Source organism: Mesorhizobium sp. 2RAF21 (genome assembly GCF_052115345.1).
GTDB lineage: Bacteria > Pseudomonadota > Alphaproteobacteria > Rhizobiales > Rhizobiaceae > Mesorhizobium > Mesorhizobium terrae.
This window is the reverse complement of record NZ_JBFRGM010000009.1, coordinates 271181-293636: the sequence shown is the minus strand read 5'-3', so window position 1 is coordinate 293636 and position 22456 is coordinate 271181. Positions and strand designations below refer to the sequence as shown.

At 57.4% G+C, this 22456-nt stretch carries 21 protein-coding genes and 2 pseudogenes; 7 read left to right on the top strand and 16 right to left on the bottom strand.

The window, feature by feature from the left end; all coding sequences use genetic code 11:
* Positions 1–9 precede the first annotated feature (9 nt).
* The 4 genes and pseudogenes from AB4136_RS17085 to AB4136_RS17070 all read left to right on the top strand — a co-directional run bounded on the left by AB4136_RS17085 (position 10) and on the right by AB4136_RS17070 (position 4128).
* Positions 10–717 carry an NAD(P)H-dependent oxidoreductase gene (locus tag AB4136_RS17085; RefSeq protein WP_441931505.1) on the top strand — a complete coding sequence of 236 codons (708 nt, stop codon included), beginning with the start codon at positions 10–12 and terminating at the stop codon, positions 715–717.
* Between the two features lie 52 nt (positions 718–769).
* A complete protein-coding gene (locus AB4136_RS17080) occupies positions 770–2224 on the top strand; it encodes a M81 family metallopeptidase (protein WP_441931504.1) in 1455 nt (484 codons plus the stop codon).
* 339 nt (positions 2225–2563) lie between these two features.
* Positions 2564–2650, top strand: a pseudogene (locus AB4136_RS17075) (integrase core domain-containing protein); the annotation flags it as partial.
* Between the two features lie 194 nt (positions 2651–2844).
* The gene (locus AB4136_RS17070; protein WP_441931503.1) at positions 2845–4128 is read left to right on the top strand and encodes an aldehyde dehydrogenase family protein; all 1284 of its coding nucleotides are present in this window, start codon (positions 2845–2847) and stop codon (positions 4126–4128) included.
* Positions 4129–4579: 451 nt separating this feature from the next.
* Here the strand turns inward: AB4136_RS17070 and AB4136_RS17065 are convergent, their stop codons facing one another.
* The 4 genes from AB4136_RS17065 to AB4136_RS17050 are packed head-to-tail and all read right to left on the bottom strand — an operon-like array spanning position 4580 to position 8494.
* Positions 4580–5524: an ABC transporter ATP-binding protein gene (locus tag AB4136_RS17065; protein WP_441931502.1), complete on the bottom strand. Its 945-nt coding sequence runs from the start codon at positions 5522–5524 to the stop codon at positions 4580–4582.
* Complete coding sequence (locus tag AB4136_RS17060; protein ID WP_441931501.1) at positions 5502–6500, bottom strand: ABC transporter ATP-binding protein; 999 nt, start codon at positions 6498–6500, stop codon at positions 5502–5504. The genes AB4136_RS17065 and AB4136_RS17060 overlap by 23 nt, the downstream gene beginning before the upstream one ends.
* Positions 6501–6503: 3 nt before the next feature.
* Positions 6504–7508: an ABC transporter permease gene (locus AB4136_RS17055; RefSeq protein ID WP_441931500.1), complete on the bottom strand. Its 1005-nt coding sequence runs from the start codon at positions 7506–7508 to the stop codon at positions 6504–6506.
* Entirely contained in the window at positions 7508–8494 is a 987-nt protein-coding gene (locus AB4136_RS17050; protein WP_441931499.1) for an ABC transporter permease, read from the bottom strand. Before AB4136_RS17050 ends, AB4136_RS17055 begins: the two co-directional genes overlap by 1 nt.
* A gap of 560 nt (positions 8495–9054) precedes the next feature.
* On the opposite strand from AB4136_RS17050, the pseudogene AB4136_RS17045 reads away from it, so the two are divergent.
* The 3 genes and pseudogenes from AB4136_RS17045 to AB4136_RS17035 all read left to right on the top strand — a co-directional run.
* Positions 9055–9975: pseudogene (locus AB4136_RS17045) on the top strand (FAD-dependent monooxygenase); the annotation flags it as partial.
* Positions 9976–10192: 217 nt separating this feature from the next.
* Positions 10193–10543, top strand: coding sequence for a DUF3088 domain-containing protein (locus AB4136_RS17040; RefSeq protein WP_441931498.1), 351 nt, complete (start codon positions 10193–10195; stop codon positions 10541–10543).
* Positions 10544–10574: 31 nt separating this feature from the next.
* The gene (locus AB4136_RS17035; protein WP_441931535.1) at positions 10575–12164 is read left to right on the top strand and encodes an ABC transporter substrate-binding protein; all 1590 of its coding nucleotides are present in this window, start codon (positions 10575–10577) and stop codon (positions 12162–12164) included.
* A gap of 95 nt (positions 12165–12259) precedes the next feature.
* Here AB4136_RS17035 and AB4136_RS17030 read toward each other — a convergent pair whose 3' ends face one another.
* The 12 genes from AB4136_RS17030 to AB4136_RS16975 all read right to left on the bottom strand — a co-directional run bounded on the left by AB4136_RS17030 (position 12260) and on the right by AB4136_RS16975 (position 22456).
* On the bottom strand, positions 12260–13225 hold the full coding sequence (locus tag AB4136_RS17030) for a LysR substrate-binding domain-containing protein (RefSeq protein WP_441931534.1): 966 nt from the start codon (positions 13223–13225) through the stop codon (positions 12260–12262).
* Positions 13209–14576 (bottom strand): LLM class flavin-dependent oxidoreductase, encoded by a 1368-nt coding sequence (locus tag AB4136_RS17025; RefSeq protein ID WP_441931497.1) that lies wholly within the window; start codon positions 14574–14576, stop codon positions 13209–13211. The genes AB4136_RS17030 and AB4136_RS17025 overlap by 17 nt, the downstream gene beginning before the upstream one ends.
* Positions 14577–14623: 47 nt before the next feature.
* Positions 14624–14758 carry a hypothetical protein gene (locus AB4136_RS17020; RefSeq protein ID WP_441931496.1) on the bottom strand — a complete coding sequence of 45 codons (135 nt, stop codon included), beginning with the start codon at positions 14756–14758 and terminating at the stop codon, positions 14624–14626.
* A 167-nt stretch (positions 14759–14925) separates the two neighbouring features.
* Positions 14926–15318: a carboxymuconolactone decarboxylase family protein gene (locus tag AB4136_RS17015; RefSeq protein WP_441931495.1), complete on the bottom strand. Its 393-nt coding sequence runs from the start codon at positions 15316–15318 to the stop codon at positions 14926–14928.
* Positions 15319–15386: 68 nt separating this feature from the next.
* Positions 15387–15647, bottom strand: coding sequence for an acyl-CoA dehydrogenase family protein (locus tag AB4136_RS17010; RefSeq protein ID WP_441931533.1), 261 nt, complete (start codon positions 15645–15647; stop codon positions 15387–15389).
* A gap of 77 nt (positions 15648–15724) precedes the next feature.
* Entirely contained in the window at positions 15725–16792 is a 1068-nt protein-coding gene (locus AB4136_RS17005; RefSeq protein ID WP_441931494.1) for a branched-chain amino acid ABC transporter permease, read from the bottom strand.
* Between the two features lies 1 nt (position 16793).
* Positions 16794–17693 carry a branched-chain amino acid ABC transporter permease gene (locus tag AB4136_RS17000; protein ID WP_441931493.1) on the bottom strand — a complete coding sequence of 300 codons (900 nt, stop codon included), beginning with the start codon at positions 17691–17693 and terminating at the stop codon, positions 16794–16796.
* A 9-nt stretch (positions 17694–17702) separates the two neighbouring features.
* Positions 17703–18407, bottom strand: coding sequence for an ABC transporter ATP-binding protein (locus tag AB4136_RS16995; protein ID WP_441931492.1), 705 nt, complete (start codon positions 18405–18407; stop codon positions 17703–17705).
* 43 nt (positions 18408–18450) lie between these two features.
* A complete protein-coding gene (locus AB4136_RS16990) occupies positions 18451–19611 on the bottom strand; it encodes an ABC transporter substrate-binding protein (protein ID WP_441931491.1) in 1161 nt (386 codons plus the stop codon).
* Positions 19612–19651: 40 nt separating this feature from the next.
* On the bottom strand, positions 19652–20377 hold the full coding sequence (locus AB4136_RS16985; protein WP_441931490.1) for an ABC transporter ATP-binding protein: 726 nt from the start codon (positions 20375–20377) through the stop codon (positions 19652–19654).
* A 118-nt stretch (positions 20378–20495) separates the two neighbouring features.
* Positions 20496–21719 (bottom strand): D-amino acid dehydrogenase, encoded by a 1224-nt coding sequence (locus tag AB4136_RS16980; RefSeq protein WP_441931489.1) that lies wholly within the window; start codon positions 21717–21719, stop codon positions 20496–20498.
* Positions 21710–22456: a glutamine amidotransferase gene (locus tag AB4136_RS16975; protein ID WP_441931488.1), complete on the bottom strand. Its 747-nt coding sequence runs from the start codon at positions 22454–22456 to the stop codon at positions 21710–21712. The genes AB4136_RS16980 and AB4136_RS16975 overlap by 10 nt, the downstream gene beginning before the upstream one ends.

The following is a 22456-nucleotide window of genomic DNA, read 5'->3' as shown; positions in this document are numbered from 1 at the left end:
GGAATATCCATGCGCGTTTTTGTCGTCCATGCCCATCCGGAACCCAAGAGCTTCAGTGGCGCGATGACCGGCGTTGCCACCGAGGCACTGCGTGCTGCAGGGCATGAAGTCGTCGTCTCTGACCTTTATGCCATGGGTTTCAATCCCATCTCAGACCGCGGCAACTTCACCACCGTGGCCGATCCGCATTATTATCGCCAGACCGATGAGGAGGCCTATGCCGCTAAGCGCGATGGCTTTGCGGCGGACATCCAGCAGGAAATGGACAAGCTCTTCTGGTGCGACACGCTGATCCTGCAGTTTCCTCTCTGGTGGGTCGGCTTCCCGGCTATTCTCAAGGGTTGGGTCGATCGCGTCTTTGCCGCAGGCGGGCGCATCTATGGCAACGGCAGATGGTACGATCAGGGCATCTTTGTCGGTAAGCGCGCCATGTGCTCCGTCACCCTTGGCGGGCCGGAATCGATGGTCTCCGAGGACGGTCTGAATGGACCCATCGACTCGCTCCTGTTTCCGATCAATCACGGCATACTCTATTTCACCGGCTTTAGCGTGGTGGACCCGTTCCTCGTCTATGCGCCGGCTCGTATCGCGGATGACGAGCGACAGAAATATCTCGCCCGATACAGGGAAACGGTGCTTGGCATCGGCTCGGCGCCGACGATCCAGTATCCGGGTCTCGAGGCCTACGATTCCAATTTTGTTCTGAAGCGGGCCTGACAGCCGGCATCGATTCGGCTCAAAGCACAAAGCCGCATGGGGAGGGCGTGAGATGAAGCTGTTCATGGCGGCTGTCGGAACGGAGACGAACACGTTTTCGCCCCTTCCGGTCGGGGAGCAATACTTTCGCGAATATCTGTGGATAGACAGTGACGCAAGCCTCGTGTCCATCGATCACTTCGTCCAGCCGCTGATCGCCTGGAGAAGGATGGCGGCAGCTCATGGCTACGAGGTCACGGAAAGTCTTTCCGCCTTCGCGCAGCCCGGCGCCAGGACCGCCCAGGCCGTTTGGGAAACGCTGAGGGACGCGCTTCTTGCCGATCTCGCGGCAGCAGGAAAGGTCGATCTCGTGCTGCTGAACCTCCATGGCGCCATGGCCTCCAGCAATTGCGACGATTGCGAGGGCGATCTCCTGGAACGGGTGCGGACAATCGTCGGCCCGGACACCGTCGTCGGTGTCGAACTGGACCTGCATTGCCACCTGACCGACGCGATCACCGGCTATGCGCACGCCATCGTCATCTACAAGGAATATCCGCACACCGATGTCGTGGAGCGCGCCGAAGAACTGTTCGACATCTGCCACCGGACCGTGTCAGGCGGCCTCACGCCGGTCATGGCATCGCAGGATTGCCGGATGCTCGGCGTCTGGCGGACCTCCGACTCGCCGGTCCGCGCCCTTGTCGACTGGATGAAGAATGCCGAACGCCGGCCCGGCGTGCTGTCTATCAGCTTCGTTCATGGATTTCCCTGGGCCGACGTCACCGGCGTCGGCGCCAGGACCCTGGTGGTCACCAACGGTGACACGGCACTGGCACAATCTCTCGCGGATGAACTGGCGCTCAAGGTGTGGAACATGCGCACCGAATACCAGCTCTCGCTGCTTTCCATCGATGAAGCGGTGGCTGCCGTCCAGACATCGCCGGGACTGACCGTCCTGGCGGACATTGCGGACAATGCCGGTTGCGGCTCGGCGGGCGATTCGACCTTTCTGCTGGAGGCGATGTTGCTGGCCGGTATTCGCAACGCCATCATGGGGCTCTTCTGGGACCCTGTCGCTGTCCGGCTCTGCATGGAGGCCGGTGAAGGCGCACACTTGCCGCTGCGACTGGGTGGTAAGATCAGTCCACTGTCGGGGCGGCCTCTCGACCTCGACGTTCGGGTACTGCGTTGCCTCGAATCCGCAACGGTTACCTTCGCCGCCGGTCGCCAGCGAATGGGGGCGTCGGTCCTTGTCGAGGCTTCAGGTATCCACATCGTCGTCAACAAGTTGAGGACGCAGGCCTTTCATCCGGATGCCTTCACCCAGTTTGGAGTCGATCTCGACGACTACCGCGTGGTTGCAGTGAAATCGGCACAGCATTTTCATTCCGGCTTCGCACCGGTGGCAGATCGAATCTTCTATGTCGGCGCGCCCGGAAGTGCATCGACGGATTTCGTTAATATCAAGCTTCCCAGGGCGGGGCGCCCGTTATGGCCGCAAGTGGAAAATCCGTACGCCCTTTGAAGGTCGTTCCGATGTTACTGCTCCGCGTCAGCGTCAATCGAAGTTTTCCTCGATGGCCGCCGATGCACAGGTGACAGGACCGCGACCCGTTTCGGGCATCCCATCGCGCGTCATTGCGTCAGCGCTTGATATTTGTCAGCACGCGGCTCCTGCAGGATGACCAGACGGGCAAGATAGCGTCCATCGCGATACAAGATATGATGGATTTTTCCGCCCATTTTGTAACCATGTTCGTAACATCGATAAGCGGGCGCTCGCCTTCTTCGAGCGCCACGGCGTGACGGCTCAGCCTACAAGAGCCACCTCTTCCGCGACACTCTGGCCGCCGCAGCCATCCGCCACAAACGCACGCGGCCCTACACGCCGCGTACCAACGGCAAGGCCGAGCGCTTCATCCAGACCTCGCTGCGCGAATGGATCTACGCAACGCATAGCCGTTGAGGTCGCCTCAGCGTTGAGGTGCCCGTTTCTAGCGCGGCTATTCCGTTGGCGTAAGGGACGCCTCCATTCATCGAATCGGCCCAAGCTGGGCTCGGCACATCGCTACTCAATGCATCGGCGCGAAATTAAACACAAATACAGCGGGTGAGGCGCCCGATACTCGCAAGGGAGAAACACAAATGAACCGTGCATTTGGTCATTCTGACGCCGTAGCCAAGCTGAAGCTCGAAACTCGAGCCTTTATCGATGGCGCCTATGTGCCCTCCGCGTCGGGTCGTACGTTCGAGACGCTCAATCCTGCAAATGGCAAACTGATCACGCAGGTCGCAGCGGGCGACGAGGAAGATGTCAATCGTGCGGTCGCAGCCTCCCGCAGATCCTTCGCGTCTGGGGTTTGGAGCAAGTTGGCGCCTCGGGAGCGCAAAAAGGTGCTTCTGCGATTAGCCGATCTGGTCGAGAAGCATAAGGAGGAATTGGCGCTGATCGAAGTACTCGATTGCGGCAAGCCAATCTCGGACGCACGTGCTGTCGACCTGCCGGATTCAATTGAGACTCTACGCTGGCACGCGGAACTGGCCGACAAATTGCATGACCAGACAACTCAAACTCCGACCAACATAGTCTCCATGATCGCACGCGAGCCTATCGGGGTTGTCGGGGCGGTGATTCCGTGGAACTTCCCGCTATTTGTGGCCATGTGGAAGCTGGCTCCGGCCCTGGCTGGAGGCAATTCGATCATCGTGAAGCCGGCGGAACTGACGTCGCTGTCACTCATCCGTATGGCTGAGCTGGCTTCGGAAGCTGGTATTCCTGATGGTGTGTTCAACGTCGTGCCCGGATTGGGTCATGAGGCCGGAAAAGCAATCGGTCTCCACATGGACATCGATTGCGTGAGCTTCACCGGGTCGGGAGAGGTCGGGCGATATTTCCTCGAATATTCTGCGAAATCCAACCTGAAGAAGGTGGTGCTCGAGTGCGGTGGAAAATCTCCGGCCATCGTTATGCGAGACGCAAAAAACTTGGAATCGATCGCGCAGAATCTCGCCGTCGGCATCCTTTTTTGCCAGGGTGAAAATTGTTCGGCTGGTTCGCGCCTTATCGTCGACGAGCCGATACGAGAGCAACTGATGGAAGTGCTCAAGACAGAGTTTGGCACATGGAAGGTGGGCGATCCCTTCGCGGAAGACACGCGCATGGGCGCGATGATCGAAGAAAATCATCTCGGGAAGGTAACCGGTTTGATCGCTCAAGGCACTGCTGAGGGCGGAAAGATTACGCTGGGGGGCAAGCGCATCCTGGAAGAAACAGGAGGGTATTTCGTTGACTGCTTCTCCGAGGGCGATTTTGCTCTGCCATTCGGCGGGTTCAAAGAATCCGGCTTTGGTGGAAAGGATAAGGGTTTAGCGGCCCACGACCAGTACCTCGAGTCCAAGTCGATCTGGATACAACTCTCGGAAAAATAAGGACCTGAGCCTCTAATATTCTTGAGAGATAATTCACGCGAATTCCCTCAGTACTGGCAGGATTTATTTCAGGACAGTGAGCCCGATAAGCAGTCGATCCGGTGGATCAACTGCCAGACGAACGGGGACGGTCGTCGATAAAGCTGGCCATGGCAAGTTCGGTTCCCAGTTCGCCATGAGCGCAGATGACGGCTGCGCCAATGGCCGCACTCTGCTGTGAACCGCCGGCAAGAACAGTCCCCGGCAGAAGAGACGCGTAACCTCAGCTTCTGGCTGATTGATGTTTTGCTGGCAAAGATGCTGCGATGAGGGCGCGGGGTTGCCAGGTCTGGAAGCGCGGTGGTTGTTTCAATTGGAGGTCGGCGCTCGGGAATAGTGGAAGCGGGGAAGGAGTCGCAGGCGACGTTGCGCGGTGCGGCAGCCGCTGCGTTCCGCGCCATCGAATTGGCGGCTAGTGGATGCGATCTGCAAAATGGCACGCGACCTGATGGCCGGGTGCGATCTGGTGCAATTCGGGTTCTTCGCTGCGACACTGGTCTGTCGTGAGCGGGCATCGGGTGTGGAACCGGCAGCCAGGAGGGATGTCGCTGGGGCTCGGCAGGTCGCCGCCGAGGGGGGCGGCCTGGCGTGGCCGCGTCGGGTCGGGCACGGCCTCCATCAACGCCCGTGTGTAAGGATGCCGCGGATTGGACCACAGCGCCGCATTATCGGCACTCTCGACGATCCGCCCGAGATACATGACCATGACCCGATCGGCGAAATAGCGCACCACCGAGAGATCATGGCTGATGAAAAGATACGAAAGGCCGAATTCCTTCTTCATCTCCACAAGCAGGTTGAGGATTTGCGCCTGGATGGAAAGGTCTAGCGCCGAGACCGGTTCGTCGCAGACAATCAGTTCGGGATTGAGCAGCAGCGCCCGGGCGATACCGATACGCTGACGCTGACCGCCGGAAAACTCATGCGGATAGCGATTAACCGCGTCGGCCGGCAGCCCGACCTTGGCGACGATGTCGGTAATGATCTGCCGCCGCTCCGCCCGATCCCCGACTTTGTGGACGACAAGCGGCGCTTCGAGGATTTCGCTGATCGTCTGGCGCGGATTGAGGGACGCGTACGGGTCTTGGAAAATCATCTGGATGGACCTGCGAACGCTCCGCAGGCTCCGCTGGTCCAGCACGGTGATATCTTCGCCCTTGAATTCAATACGGCCCGCCGTGGGATCGACCAGCCTGAGCACCGTCTTGCCGAGCGTGGACTTGCCGCAGCCGCTCTCGCCGACGAGGCCGACCGTCTCCCCGCGGTCGACAACGAGGTCGACGCCGTCTACCGCACGCAGCAGGCCCTCGCGGCTCTTGTAATAGGTCTTGAGATCAGAGACTGACAGCAGCGGCATGGGGTACGGCCTTGATGGATGTCGTGAAAGGGCATGCAACCAGTCGGCCTGCAGCCGGGACGGTCAGGTGGGGCACGTTGTGGCCGCAACTCGCGCGCGCCTGATTGCATCGCGGCCGAAAGGGACAGCCCGTTTCGCCGACCGCTGAGACGATGGATCCCGGAATTTCGGTGAGCGCGCCGTCGCGATAGTGAAAATCGTGCTTCAATCGTGGTGATGCAGCGAGGAGGCCGCGCGTATATGGATGCAAAGGATCATTGAACAAATCGCTCGGCAGCGCCTGCTCCACCTTGCGGCCCGCATACATGACAAAGACCTTGTCGGCCCACTGCGCCACGACGCCAAGGTCGTGGGTAATGAGCACGACCGCCATCTGCAGTTCCCGCCGCAGCGTGTCCAAGAGATCCAGAACCTGGGCCTGGATCGTGACATCAAGCGCCGTCGTCGGTTCATCGGCAATCAGCAGTTTCGGCTTGCACGCAATGGCGATCGCGATCATCACGCGTTGCCGCGTGCCGCCGGAAAGCTGGTGCGGATAATCGTCCACCCGCTTTTCCGGCGCCGGAATGCGGACCAGTTTGAGGAGCTCGATCGCCCGTGAGCGCGCCGCTCTGCCGGAGAGCTTTTCGTGGACCTTCAGCACTTCGGCAATCTGCCGACCAATGGTCATGACCGGATTGAGGCTGGTCATCGGCTCCTGGAAGATCATGGCGATCTCGCGTCCGCGCAATTGCCTCATCCCGCGTGCGTCGAGCTTCGTGAGATCGCGCCCGCCAAACACAATACGGCCATTCGGAATCTGAGCTGCACGCGGCAGAAGCTGCATTAGCGCCAGCGCGGTCAGTGATTTTCCCGAACCGGATTCGCCGACGATCGCCAGCGTCTCGCGTTGGTTGATCTCGAACGAAAGATTGCGGACGGGCTCCGCACGTGGAAATCGGATGGTCAAGTCATCGACCTGTAGCAGCGGGGCCATGGCTCAACGATCCTGCGAGAAACGCGGATTGAGGGAGTCGTTCAGGCCATCACCGATCAAGTTGAGGGCGAGAACGGTGAACACGATGGCGAGCCCCGGCAGCGCGGTCAGATACCATGCCGTGCGAACCATCTCGCGTCCGGCGCCGATCATCGATCCCCAGCTCACCACATTGGGGTCGCCAAGTCCCATGAAGGAAAGTGCCGACTCCATAAGGATCGCCGTCGCCACCATGACGGAGGATGTAACGATGATCGGCGGCAGTGCGTTCGGCAGGATTTCCCGCAAGATGATGCGGGCATGGCCGTAACCAAGGCTGCGGGCTGCGACGACATAATCCTTCTCGCGGATGGCCCGGAATTCGGCGCGGGTCAATCGCGCCACCGTCGGCCACGAGATGATTGCGATTGCGAGCGTAATCGTCGTTGCCGAGGGTTGGGCGATCGCCACCAGCATCACCAGCAGCACGAAACTCGGCAATGTCTGAAAGATTTCGATCAGCCGGACCAGAACATCGTCRATCCAGCCGCCAAAGTAGCCTGCCGTCGAACCGACGAGCACTCCGAATGTCAGCCCCAGAGCCGTCGCCATCAGCCCGACGAAAAGCGAGATACGCGAACCATGCAGAATGCCGGCCAGCACATCGCGGCCGAGCGAATCCGTGCCGAGAGGATAGGTGGAATTCTGGCCGGGCCACAGGAACGGACGCCCGACCATCGACAATGGATCGTCCGGATAGAGCACAGGCGCAATTAGGGCGACGACGATCACGAAACAGAGGAATGCCGACCCGAACATGGCATTCGGATTGGACAGGAAGACCTTTAGTGCACGTCGGCCATTGGTTACTGCAAGTGTCGCGCTCTGTTGCGAACGGGCATCAGGCGCCTTCATGTTGGACCAGGCCGGTCCATTATTCGCGGCACCTGTAGCTGTCGCCTCGTGCTCGAAAGCCGTGTGGCGTTCGACTGCAAGACTGCGGAGATTTCCGACATCGGTTGCGGACATCAGCCGGCTCCAATGCGGGGATCAAGCCAAGCGTGAATGATATCCACGGCGGCATTGGCGATGATGACGAGAAGTGAGGAGAGAAGCAGGATACCGAGCAGGACACTAAAGTCGCGGCCCATCACCGCCTCGAAGGCAAGCCGGCCGAGGCCCGGCCAGCTGTAGACCGTCTCAACGACCACTGCACCGCCCAACATGCCTCCGATATGCATACCGGCCATGGTGGTGATCGGGATCAGCGCATTGCGCAGGATATGCCGGGCCGTCACGCCGAAGGGTGTCAGCCCCTTGGCATAAGCAGTACGGACAAAATCCTGGTTTTTGACCTCCAGCATCGCGGCGCGCGTCAACCGGGCATAAACCGCCACATAGAACAGCGCGAGCGACGTCGCCGGCAGCACCATGTAGCGCGCCTTGTCGAGGATCGCCGGCAACCCGGTCAGTCCCGAACCGATCGTGCCTGCACCACCGCTTGGAAGCCAGCCGAGCTTCACGGAGAAGAAGACGATCAGCATCAACCCGATCCAAAAGCTCGGGATCGAATAGAAAAGCAGCGAGAAGATCGACAGAAGGCGATCGGGAATACGGCCCGCAAACATCGCCATGAGTGAACCGAGGATGACGCCGAGCAGAATGGCGATAACCAGCGCCACGACCATCAGCGTCAGAGTGCCCGGCAGGCGCTGACCGATCAGCTCGGCGACCGACATGCCGTAGCGAGGCGAGAAACCCAGACTGAAATGCGCGAGATTGTTGAGATAGTGTCCGAGCTGCACCAGCATCGGATTATCGAGGCCGAAGCGCGAGCGCAGCGCCGCCATGCTTTCCGCCGTTGCCGATCCCGCTTCGCCCGCCATCACGTCGGCCGCATCGCCCGGCACAAGCTGCATCAGAAAGAAATTCAGGATGATGATGCCTAACACGGTCGGAATCGCCTGCAGCAGAGTGCGTCGCAGTGTTCGTCCAATTCTCAGCAGCGCCGACACGTGCTCCGCCCTTCAGATTAACGAATGCCGCGCGGCGCGGCTCAAATCGCCAGAAATACCGATATTGGTATTGTCTGATTTTGATCGTTGACTAATCCTATAGGCTTTGTCAAATCTGTACGCAAAATAGAACCTGATAAACGAGGCAAAAAAGCACTACCTCGCTGCGATTGGGAGAAAAGATTCCCTAAGCTTGCGACGCCGCCTGAGGCACAGGAGAATCCGATAACTATTAGACGCAATTTCTCAGATCTTGTATACGCGCTGCCCTGTGCCGACCCCGGTAGGTTTCGCGACATCGCGGTCCATCAGCTGTTGGCCAAAAAGGCTGAAAACACGCCGTTGTGTCTGACGGGGCCAGACATCGTGACGATACGGCAGATCGCCGCTTTTCCCGCCACCGCTCTGACGCGGCCGGTCGCCTTGGTCGAAAGGCCCGTGTTTGCTCCCGCGCCGGATGCCGATTTCGAACGGCGGGCAGCGTCAAGGCCTTCATCTCGGAACAAATGGCTATCGAGGCTTCACTGGCCGGGTGAGATAATGAGCATTCCTTTGTTGATATCGCTATCATCGGTGGCGGCCCGGGCGGTCTTGCACTCGCTCAAGGCCTGAAGAAAAACGGCATCGACTATGTGCAGGGTTTTCGCCTGGGCATACGCCAACGCGGCATCGATGCGCTTAAGGCCAACCTGCCGCCACATCTCTACGAAACCTTGCTCGATACGGTCGGCCTCGCTCCTACCGAGACCCTCACCCTCGACGAACAGTTCAACCGGCTGGCCGATGCCGGCCGCAGCAGTGGCGAGCCGGAAGACACGCATATCGAAAAGTCCGTCAGCCGCATCACGCTGCGGCAAATCTTACTTTCCGGCTCGACGATGTCTTTCACCCCGGCAGACATTTTAAACGATACGACGTCCAGCCGGACGGCACGGTAATCGCCCATTTCGCCAACGGCTCGGCGGTGCGCGCCAATCTGCTGGTCGGTGCAGATGGTGCGGGATCGGCGGTCCGCCTCCAACTCCTGCCTGAGCTCACCAACTTTGATACCGGCGTACGCCGTCTCGCAGGAAAGATCACGCTCAGGGATGCCGAACGGCACGGCATCTCGCCGCTGCTGACCGACTTCAACACCCATATCCGGCCTCGGCGAGGCCGCACGCTGATCATCACCAGCCATCGGATTGACCCAGCGGCCTACGCACGCCATGGCCTGATCGGCGCCGAAGACCCAAGTCATCGCGACATTCCCGGATTCCATTTCAACAATACGACCAGCTATGCCTGGTGGAACACCGCCTACGGCACGAACGAACTGGGGCCGGATAAAACTCTGGAAAACCGCGACGGCGGCGCTGCTCGACACAGTGCTGTCGCGTATGGGGCATTGGGATGAGCGCATCCTGAAATTTATCCGGCATACCGATCCTTCGAAGGTCGCCTTTCTCAAGGTGAAGAGTTCGACACCCGGCGCAATCTGGGTTTTCACTGTTCGCTCGAATGCGGGTAAAGGAGAAATCTCATTCGCCGCTGACAATCCGCAGGCAAACAGTTTTGCCGCGGAATTATATTGCTTGGAATTTGGTTTCAGGTGGCTTTCGGCGCAAAGTTATTCTTCGGACAAGCGCAAAATTTGGTTTCTGGCATGTGCTCGAACGACCGGGCACGCTCTCCGTCATGACGACTTCTAAAACGTGCATGATGGAGACCATGGCCAAAGACGCCCTTTTTCTGATCAAGCCGGGTTTCGAAGATTCGGAACGGCCTGGTACGCTCTTTGTGTGCCCTAGTTGCAATCAGGTCGAAGGTTTGCTCGCAAGCTTCCCGGATATCGCCGCCCGGTTGGACATTCGCCGCGTCGGCTTCGCAAAGCCCCACGAGACAGTCATTGCTGTCGTTGGCGAAGAGAACCAGAGCCTGCCGCTGCTGCTACTTGCTGGTGAAGCGCCCGAGGACGCGCTTGCCCATGGCGACGTGCGTTTTGTGCAGGACACCAAGCGCATCCTGGCTCTGCTCGCAGAACGCCACGGTTCGCCCCAGCTCCACTGATATCACCTTTCGGCTTTCACAGGATCACCCCATGACATTTTCCAGACGCGACTTTCACAAGATCGCCTTGGCGGCCGGCGCATTCGTGGCATTGCCAAGCGGTGCGTTCGCCGCGGCCGAGGAGCCGGTTGCCGGTGGCACGCTGACGATCGTCTATTTCCCGGAACCGACGCAACTCGTCCCGATCAACACCAGCGCTGGCGGCCCTCAGTTCATCGGCGCCAAGATTTTCGACGGTCTCTTGGCCTACGATTACGACCTCACGCCCAAGTCTTCGTTGGCAAAGGAATGGACCATTTCGCCGGATGGACTTGAATATGTTTTCCGGCTTCGTGATAGCGTCAAGTTCCACGATGGCACGCCGCTCACCTCAGCCGATGTCGCCTTCTCGATACTACGGTTGAAGGAAGCGCACCCGCGCGGCCGCGCCACCTTCTCGCAAGTGATCGATATAGATTCATCCGATCCGCTGACCGCAAAGATCAAGTTGGCGAAGCCGTCGCCCGCCCTCATCACCGCACTTTCGGGCTCGGAATCGCCTATCGTTCCAAAGCATATTTTTGAGACGTTCAAGCCGGCTGACAATCCCAAGCTGGAACAGATCATCGGCAGCGGTCCTTTCGTCCTGAAGGAATGGCTGCGAGGCAGCCATCTCCTGCTGGAAAAGAACCCGACCTATTGGGATGCGCCTTATCCCTATCTCGACCGCATCATCATCCGACTCATCAACGATGCGGGTGCGCGATCGGCGGCACTTGAAACGGGCGAAGTCGACATCGGCCCCAATCCGGTGCCGCTCGCTGATCTCGAGCGGCTGAAGACTGTTTCGACGCTCCAGGTCGATGATCGTATCTATACGTATACCGGCCTGCAAAACCAGCTCGTTATCAACCTCGACAATCCAGTTCTAAAGGAACTGAAAGTTCGGCAAGCCATCGCGCATGCGATCGACATCAAGGCTCTCATAAACGTCGTGCTCTACGGCTATGCGGTCCCATCGCCGACCCCCATCGGCCCCGGCCTGGCCAAATTTCACAATCCCGATATTCCGTTTGCAAATTTCGACACTGCGCTTGCGGAAAAGCTGCTCGACGAAGCAGGTTATCAGCGCGATGCAGGCGGCAAGCGCTTCAAGCTACGGGTATCGACCAACCCATTCAATCCGCAAACCTATTCCGATTTCATCGCTCAGGCGCTAACAAAAATCGGAATTGAGCCCGACATACAGAAGTTCGATTTCGCCACCTATGTGAAGGTCCTCTATACCGATCGCGCCTGGGATCTCGCGGTGGAATCTCTTTCAAACACGTTCGACCCGACCGCCGGCGTTCAGCGTGTCTACTGGAGCAAAAACTTCAAGATCGGCCTACCGTTCTCCAATGCCAGCCATTATGAGAATCCGGAGGTCGATCAACTGCTGGAAGCTGCCGCGGCGGAGCCAGATGTCGAAAAGCGAGCGAAATATTTCAAGGATTTCCAGGTCATCATTGCGCGCGACCTACCCGTCATAAACCTTGTCTCGCCCATCCAGCCTATTGTCGGCAACGTCAAGGTCAGGGACTACGCGCGAGACGGGGAAGGTCTCGGAGGAAACCTCTCGCGAGCCTGGCTCAAGGCATGACCTTGCAACGATCGCGATTGCCGGGCTCCTAAAATAGTCCGGCAAGCGACGCAGCGCATCTCAATTGTCGGCCGATCCGTTTGCCCAAAGAAATATCAGGCAGCTGCGACGCTTGGAAGTCCATGGTCTCGGAATAGCGTCGATAGGAACGCGATGTCCGGCTGGCGCCGCCGCTCCGCGGTCGTCACCAAATGATAACGGTTGCGCGTTGGTTGCGGAGATCCGAATGGCGTCAAAAGGCGCCCTTTGCTTAGTTCTTCCAGAATGAGAGAGCGGCGCAACAGGGAAATGCCGTGACCCGCAAGCGTCGCCTCGATCAGTGCCGGCTGGTTCGAGAACCGTATCCCCGCATGTTTCGAGCGTATCGTGAAGCCACATGCCCGCAGCCAGTTCGCCCATTGAAAGGCCGGATCGTCGCTGGCTTGCCCCAAGGTTTCTAGCGATGGGTCTCGCAGCCGACCGGGCGCGCCGATGAGCTGGTGCCGGTCGGCAAAGTCCGGCGTGCAGACGGCAATCGCGTAGTCATCGAAAAGCGGCTCGCATAAAAAGCCCGCAATGGGCTCGGAAATGGCGATGATCGCGCAATCGGCATCGAAGCGATGAGCTTCAAATCTTCCGCTGTCGATTGTCGCAATCGAAAGGTCCACATCGGCCAACCCCCGCCGCAGGCGGCCGAGCTGCGGCGCCAGCAGGCGGGCGGCAAAAGACGAATCCGCAACGAGTTTGAGTGCCGGCCGGGTCCCGGCCTGGATCAGACCCGAAATGCTTTCGATCATCGAATTGAATGCATCGGCAAGCCCCGGATAGAGAGCTGCACCGGCTTCGGTGAGGATCAGTTCGCCGCGCACGCGATTGAACAACGGGCGGCCGAGATGCGTCTCCAGAATCCGGACCTGCTGGCCTATCGCGGTCGCGGACACGTGAAGCTCTTCCGCGGCACGGGCAAAACTTGCATGACGCGCTGTAACGACAAAGGCACGCAATGCCGTCAGTGGAGGCAACCGAGACAGCTTCGGCGGCCTGTGGATCGATAAGACGGATGTATTATGCGAAGAGCGCATTTGCTTTGCCATGGGTTGGCGTCGCACCGCTTTCATTGCTGAAGCGGTTTCCCGGACGCGCCAGGCCGAGCCTGCCGCGAAGCGTATCGCCTTCATACTCCGTGCGGAAAAGCTTCCGCTTCTGCAGGATCGGAACGACATGCTCGACGAATGCTTCCGCACCGCTCGGCAGGACATCCGGTATGAGATTGAAACCATCGGCCGCGCCGGCGCGGAACCACTCCTCGATCGTGTTGGCGATCTGCTCGGGCGTGCCGGCGAGTATCCGATGCCCTGTTCCGCCACCAAGGCGCTGGATGAGCTGGCGAACCGTCAGGTCATGTCGTCGCGCAAGGCCGATGGCGGTTTCATACATCGTATGGCTCCTGTCGGCGGGCCGCGGCAGGTTCACCGGCAACTGCTTGTCCAGCTCCAAGACATCCGGTTCGACGCCAAGCTGGTCTGCGAGGCGGCCGAGGCTGTATTCGACCGGGACGAGATCCCATAGCTCCTCCTGACGTCTTTGTGCCTCTTCTTCCGTCCCGCCGATGACCGTTGCCAGTCCCGGCAGAACCACGACATCTTCGTCGTGCCGGCCGGCCAGACGCGCGCGTCGGCGAATATCAGTGGAAAAGGCAAGCGCATCCTCCAGGGTTTGCGCAACGGAGAAGACGACTTCCGCATGCAGGCCCGCCAGATTGCGCCCGTCTTCGGAGCCTCCGGCCTGCACGATCACCGGATGCCCTTGCGGGCCGCGCGGCAGATTGAGAGGCCCTCGAACCGAAAAGAATTGCCCTTGATGATCGATCTTGTGAACCTTGGAGACATCGACGAAGCGCGCCGTCTTCTGGTCGCCAATATAGGCATCGTCTTCCCAGCTATCCCAGAGCGCCTTGAGGACATCGGCGAATTCCTCTGCGCGCTTGTAGCGCTCGCGGTGGGCCAGGACTTCCGGTAGGCCGAAATTCCAGGATACCTCCGCGTCGACCGTGGTGACGAGATTGACCCCGATGCGGCCCCCGCTCGCGTGGTCCAACGTGGCGAATTTGCGGGCGATATTGTAGGGTTCGTTGTAGCTCGTCGATATGGTGGCAATCAGCCCGATATGTTTCGTCAGCGCGGCGATGGTCGCCAGAATGATCGTCGGCTCCAGGGCCTGGTACGGCCTGTAGGTGGGATCATCCTTCAACGCTGGGGTATCGGCGAGGAAGATCGCGTCGAACAGTCCGCGCTCGGCAATCTGGGCGTTGCGCACATAGTGCTGGACGTTGAATGCCGCACCCGGCTCGCTGCCAAGCGCACGCCATGCAGAGCCGTAGAACCCGGAATTGAGGATGTTGAGGTTGAGATGAAGTTTCTTGGCGTTTGACATGTCTTATCCATGAGCAGTCGCGGACGAGGCGATCCGGGTATTATGAACTATGCCGACACAAGAAACGCCTCGGCGAAATTGCCGTTGATCCCGGTCGAGGTGGTCGTGTGGTTTTGCAGGGCTGCATTGTGGATCGTGTAGTGGAAATTGGCTGACCAGCGGGATTCCGGGCGGTCCGGCACGCCGGGTTGCTGGAAGCGTTTGCAACCGGCAGACCGTTTTGGATTGACTTCGACAGATGCGGTTTCGAGCTACCAGTCGACCTCGGGATTGCCGTAATGCGTTTCGCTCGAAGACGGCACGCCCCAGTTTGACGTTCTTCGGCCAGTAAAGCCGCCGCGCACTCGGATTATCGAGGATTGCCATTTTCCTCCTCGAACAAAATACCGAGTATGTCCATGCCGAATGCATAGGTAGCAAGACCACCTGTCAACAGTGCGGTTTCCACCACGCCCGCCAGTTCCTCAAGCGTCGCACCCAATCCCCGTGCGGCGCGGGCGTGGGCCGTCGCGGAGTCGAGCTTACCGAGAACGAGTACCTGTCCGAAGTGAACCAACTGCTGGACTTTAGTGCCCAAGGGATTTTGAAATATTGTCGATTTGCGGAGAGCTTCAATCGTCTCATTGATCTCTTCCCTTTTCAGTGCCTGGTTCAACTCCCAGCGCTTCTCGACTTTCTCAGGAACGCCTCCGAAAATGTCATACTGGCCCGCATAGAGCGGCTTATTCGGTTTCGACGACATGACGCTTCTCCTCAATTACAAGTCTACGTTGGAATAAGAGGTTTTCTCTTGGGACACTCTCCTTATATTCATGCACGTCCAAGCTTCAGGTGATATCGCCAATTGGCAGGATCATGGGCCGTGTATGTACGCGCGATGCGCCAGTAGCGATCAAAACCACATTCTGTTCGGATTGAACCAGTGCCGCAAAGCTGGAAAAGCGCGTTAACGACCTGCAGCGCCATCTCGGTCGTCAATATTCTGGCCTTTGATAGATCTGCGGAGGCTAAGGCAAACTTCTCGCTTGTTGGATATTCTCTCGCCTTATCGACTAGCCGGCCGCTATGGATCGAGCATAAGATCGGCCACGATCTTCAGAGAAAGCTCTCCAAGCTTGCCCAAAATAAGCGGATAGGGGCGACACGCTTTAGTTTCGCCGCAACATGCGAACAAGATACTCATCAAGTTCGTATCTGCCGACGACCCCATCAGGACGAAACGCCATGCAAAGTACGATGACCAATCCCAACGCTATGCCCGACAGCCCAAGCAGTTGAGGCAGTTGTATGCCCGCGATGACCACGCCTGACTCAAGGCTCCGGATTATTTCCAGGCCCACCGATAGAATGATTGCACCGGCGACTGCCCCAGTCACGGTTGCCATCCCGCCGAGGATCAACATCGCAAGCGTCATGAATACCATTTGGAAATAAAAGAGCTTGGGGCTGATCGTTCCTACGAAATAGGCGTACAGGATGCCCGCCAAGCCACATATGATAGCTGATAGAACCCATGCCCGAAAGCGTAGAGCCACGCTGTCAATACCTAGCGCCGCCGCCGCCTGAGGGCTCTGCGCAGTTGCCCGCAATTGAAGACCCCAGTCACTGTCTTTGAAAATTCGCGCGACCACTATCGCCAACGATGCAAAGACCATCAACCAGGGCAAGTCAATAACTGTAGGTACACCGAAAAACGCCTGATTACCCTTAAACAGGTCCGTCCAGTTAATGAATACCGCATGCGTTATTATCAGGAAGGCCAGGCTAATGATTGAAGCCGCGACGCCAGAAATATTCGCGATGATACGACCAGACAACACGGCGATAATCGCCACAATCACAAGCGCGACCACTGCCGCTGCTGCGGGATGAATGGCAATATCCGCCAGTCCGAAAGGGGCGTCGGGAATTGACATGTGCTTCATCGCCACGGGTGTGGCTAGGATCGCTACGGCGTAGGCTCCTATTCCGACAAAGGACGTGTGGCCGAAGTGGGTAACGTTGGAATTACCCATAAACGTCTGAAGTCCCACCACAATGATAAGATTTAGAAATGCAGCCATCGTGAGGTGCATGTAGTATTTCGGCGCCAACAAGATGATGAGAAGGCCGATCACGATAACCGGCAACGCCGTGAGCAAACCACCCAATGTTGAACGCAAGACCTTTTGGGACGTTGTTGCAACCGGTCTTTTATTATCAAGATCTGAGCTCATCTTATATTTCCTTGTCGCCCAATTCAACTCTTTTACCAAAGAGGCCTTCAGGTCTAAACACGAGTAGGACTGTCACAAGGACAAACGTTAATGCATCCTTGAGATCACCATAACCTTCCGGCAAGGCTACAAGCAGCGCAACTTCAATAAAACCAAGCAATAGTCCACCGACTGCTGCCCCCGGCAGAGAGCCAAAACCGCCGATAACGCAGGCGACGAATGCCTTGAGGACGAGTCCAAATCCCAAGTCAGGCGTCACACTGCCGCGTCGCGCTACGATGAACACAGCGGCAACGCCTGCCAAGGCGCCCGATATCGCGAAGGCCGCGGCCACCACTCGCCCGGCGCGGATGCCCATCAACCGAACAGTGGTGAAGTCGCGCGATGCTGCGCGAATTGCCAGACCGATCGTTGTCCTGCTCAAATACCAGATCAGCGAGGTCATCGCGATAATCGCAACGAGTAACTCCAAGACCTGCAGCGAAGACACTGCAAATGATCCAAGAAACCACATCTGGTTCAGATCGTTGAGAACGGTGACCGGCTGGGGACGAGCGGACACAAGAAGTTGGAAAAGGCCCTGAACGATGATTGAAACGCCAAACGCGGTCAGGAGCCCAGTGGTAGTCGGTGCATATCGAACTGGACGAAATGCAATCCGTTCAAGGAGAACCGCAGCGATTGCCGCCACCAGCACTGCGAGTATGATCGCACCGAATGGTGATGTTAATCCCAACAGGGCGGCAAGATAGACCGAGTAGGCGGCCACTCCGATAATCTGACCGTGTGCGAAATTCACAAGGCCCATGATGGAGAAAACGATGGCAAGCCCCAACGCGACCAGTGCGTATTCAGCGCCAAAAGCGAGTGCATTAAGCAGTTGCTGTAACAGGTAGTCCATGGCAAATCGTCACGCTCCGATATACAGGTTGAGTAGGTCACGCTTGCTCATGAGTTCTTCCGCAGACCCTTCATACCGCACCACGCCGGCGCTCATCACGTAAGCTCGATCGGCGAACCGAAGTGCCTGGGCAGCGTTCTGTTCAACCACAAGCAGTGTAAGACCTTCTGCTTTTAGTTTGCCGATGAAGTCGAATATCTTCTCCACAATCTTGGGAGCAATTCCTAAGGATGGCTCATCAAGAAGCAGGACTTTAGGACGAGACATCAACGATCGAGAAATTGCCAGCATTTGCTGTTCGCCGCCGGACAGCGTGCCTGCCAACTGCCCGTAACGGTCCTTCAAGACTGGAAAGAACTGAAGTTGAGCCTCTATGTCAGCCTTTACGCCGTCTTTGTCCTTCCGCGTTGCAGCACCCAGGCGAAGGTTTTCGCCAACTGTAAGGTTGGCGAAAACATGTCTGCCTTCAGGAGTGACCGCAATTCCAAGTCGAGTGCGATCCTCCACGGAGACATTGGTGATGTCGCGACCCCGATAAAACACACGGCCGGACGCGAGAGGATGAAGCCCGGAGAGTGCCTTGATCGTCGAGCTTTTGCCTGCGCCATTCGGCCCAAGCAAAACCACGAGCTCCCCCTTGTTCACGGTTATCGAGACATTTCTTACGGCCTGCACTGGACCATATTCCAGTGCGCCTTTTTCCATCATCAACATTAGATATGAGGCCTCCGGCCAGCCGCAATCATCGACAACCGTGCTATTTAACCAATTCAGGTCGGGTAAGTACTGTGGGGAACTTGTCCGTTATCAGGACTCGCTTACCATTTTCAAAGCCAATGACCGGCACAGATCTCACTGGATAGCTTTTATATTGAGCGAAGGAGACGTTGTCCGACGTCAACCCTAGATAGCCGCCCTCGGCCCGAAGCGCTTCTCGCAATTTTGCAGGCTCGACCGAACCGGCCTTCTTGGCCGCTTCATAGGTTACAAGAACCATCTCTCCACCAAGCGCATCGAAAACATTGGCAACCTTGAAGCCGGCCGCCTTGCACTCTGCCAGGAACTTGTCGGCTGGGCTATCCAAATAGGTCTTCGCGTGGGTGGCAAAAATTACCTTGTCGAGTGCGGCAGGGTCTCCAACAATTCCATTTAGTGACTGATCGTCAAACCCGTCGCTGCCAACGACCCAGCCAGTGTAGCCGTTTGCTCGCAGCTGACGGATAAATATCCCGGCGTCAGGCAACACCGTGGATATCTCGATGACATCGGGCTGCGTCGGCAGAGCTTTGATGCTTGCAATCTGGGGCGACCAATCGGATGTACCAAGAGAGTAGGTGAACCTGCCGATAACCTTTCCGCCACGTCTCTCAAAGACGTCAGCAAACCATTCAGGCAGCTTTTCAGACCAACTGCCTATATCTTTCGATGTCAGAATTACAGCGTTGCGTGCGCCTTTGTCATAGACGGCATTCGCAGTTGCCGCTGCGTTGATCGAATCTGGCACCGCGACAGTGAAAAAGTTGTCGATATCAGGTTGGTGCATCTCCTGCTGAGTATTGGGTGCAGAAAATACGATTGCGTCATACGGCTTAGCGAGCTGTGTTAGCGGGATCAATGCATCCGGGAACGGAACTCCCGTAATCAACTGAGCTCCCTCATCAAGAAACTTTTGTCCCAGCGAGATCGACAATTGAACCTCGGACCGGTTGTCTTCAGACAAGATCTTGACCTTAAGGTCGTCCGGCCCCCCCGCTTTGTTTAGCTTGTCAGCCATACATTTCGCGCCTTCGACCTCAATAAATGGCGCGTACTCGCCGGTGAGGGCCGCAGAAATGCCAAATATAAGCTCTTCAGAATTTGCCGTGCCGGCACTCAATGTCATCGCCGCAGTAATTGCGGCACCAATCATACTTTTCATTCTCAGTTCCTCCTGTTTTTTTACGAGATGAGAAGTCCATTTAGTTTTCTATCGGTCGTCCAGTATAGACCTCTATGACGCGAGCATCGGCCCAGACTTCCGTCCGGTCTCCGGACTTTATCACGCGCCCCTGATCCATTACGCAAAGTCTGTCGCAGAGTTTGTTGATGAATTGCAGATCGTGATCAATTACGATTGTTGCGCACCCTACATTGCGGCGAATATTTTCTATCGCGACCGTGAGAACCTCGGATTCCGCTTCATTCATGCCCGCCGCAGGCTCGTCAAGCAGCAGAAGTTTCGGCCCCAAGGCTAGCGCGCGGGCAATCTCCAGCCTTCGTTGGTTGCCATAGGCAAGTGTTCCTGCGGGAACGTCTGAAAAATGCAATAAATTATACTCTTCAAGTAACGTATCAATATTGATTTTCGAAGCAATGTGAGGGCGAACCTTGGCGCAGGTAATCAGCGCAACTTCGATATTTTGGCGAACGGTCAATTCTTTGAAAAGGCGAATGTTCTGAAACGTGCGCGCGACCCCAGCTCTCGCGCAAAACTCCGCTCCATGGCCGGCAATATTTTGGCCACCCAGCTTTACCGAGCCCTCATCGAGTTTGATCACGCCGGAGATGGCATTCACCAACGAGGATTTCCCCGCTCCATTCGGTCCGATCAGCCCAAGAATTTCTCCGGACTCACAGCTCAGATCGACGTTCGCCAGGGCTCTTACGCCACCAAAGCTTTTGGTAACAGCCTCGATTTTTAACATGTCCCCTCCCGATCGTCGGCGTCTCCGCTGCCTCCTCACAAAGCCTTACACAAGAGAATTGCCAACATCAAGAAAGTTTTCAAAATCAGAAAAATATTGTTTTTTGGGAAAATGCGGCTCAGGACCTGTCGTCCAGCAGGTTTGCAAGTCGACGACCCGAGCCAGCCGCCTGTGTCCAACCGGTATGGCCGTGCCCCGAATTGATCCACAGGCCCGCTATGCCTTTGGCACGGCCGACAAAAGGCCGTCCATTGGCAAGTACCGGGCGGAGCCCGGCCCACGGCGTCGCCTGTGGATGTTCCATGCAGGCTCGAAAGCCTGGCAGGAGTTCACAGAGTCTCTCGCCGATGGCGTTGATTCGAACTGGGTCCGGCACTGTGTCGAAACGTGCGATTTCCGCCGACCCTACAACTCTCAACCGATCGCCAAGTGGGGTGAACGCGACTTTGCGCGCATCATCCATGAGCGCCATTCGAGGCGCATCAGGCCACGCCTCACGAGGCGCGGTGAGCGACACGCCCTTCACGGGATAGAGGGGAAGATGTATGCCGAGCGGCTTGAGCAGTTGAGAGCTGTAGCTTCCAAGCGCGACGACGATTGCGTCGGCCGAGATCTCGCCCCTGGATGTCGATACTCCCGAAACCCTGCCGTTCCGGATGTCGACTCCCAGCACAGTCGTCCCGTATTCGAACGATACGCCCTGCTGCGCGCACCAACTTGCAATGCCTTGAGTAAATTTGTTGCAGTCGCCAATTTCATCCTGCGGAAAGAATATTCCGCCGGCGATGAGCGTTCTTGAACCTGCCAGCGCCGGCTCATGGGTAACACAGGTATCGATGTCCCAGACTTCACTCTCCAATCCATATGGCCTCAGGGCTTCAAAAGCCTTTGCCGCACTTTGCAGGTCCTGGAGACTCGAGTAGATTTTCAGTACTTTGCGAAACGACAAGTCATAGTCCACTTGTGTAACGTTTCGCATCTCGGCGATTGCATTCACGCTCTCGAGTGCGAGCTGCAGGTTGAAGAGGGAGCTTTGCTTGTGCCTTTGGGGGGTGCAATTTCTCAGGAACTCGAGTCCCCATCGCCACATATGCGGCAACGCGCTTCGCCTGAGAACGATTGGCGCCCGCTCGTCACCAAGCCATCTCAGCACCTTCAGAGGAACTCCAGGCGCGGACCAGGGTTCCACTGAACTGATATGGACGATTCCACCATTTCCCCAACTCGTCTCGAGCGCAGCTGCATTACAGCGTTCGATGACCGACACGCTGTGACCCGCCCGGGCGAGCCAATACGCGGCAGAAACGCCAATGACACCTGCACCAAGAACGATTACGCGCATTGCGGGGGCCCAGCCATCGCCAGCTCATAAAAGCGCTTCAACAATACGGGGCCGTACGGGGTGTCGGTAATCGCTTCTTTCAATTGCGTGACCGACTCGCCTCTTTTTTCAAGCCCTTCGGCAAGCACTTCCAAAAGAGTGAGCATCAGAGACCCGCCGATCTCGGGATGAAATTGTGCTCCCCAAGCCTGATCTGCAAAACGTATCGCTTGATGCTTATCCATCGCATTACTGGCGAGCACCGAAGCGCCTTCGGGTAGGTCGACAACTGTTTCGTAGTGGTGTGAATTGAAAAAACCTGTTTCCGGCAGAACGGAAAACAGCGGATCACTGCGACTTTCCTGGTTGAATTCGACTTTGATCTTGCCGACTTCAAGCCCGTTGGGGTTTGCATCGATCCGAGAGCCAAGTGCGTAGGCGATCATTTGATGGCCGAAACATATGCCAAGCGTTGGGATACGCGCCGAAATCGCTTCGCGAAGCCATGCGGCGGTATTATCCATCCACGGCTCCGGTTTGCTCAACATAAAGCCCGAGCCGGTGACCAGGATACCCTTATACTCTTGCGGCGGACGCGCAAGTTTCTCTCCATTGAAAACCTCAACTACGTCCACACCGTCAATCGGGTATTTGCCGGCAGACATAAAGACAGCTTCTTGATCGCCGAACTCGTCGCAGATCCTTTGCGCGCGCGCTGAATACGAACCTGTTTTGATGATTAAGAGTTTTGACTTCAT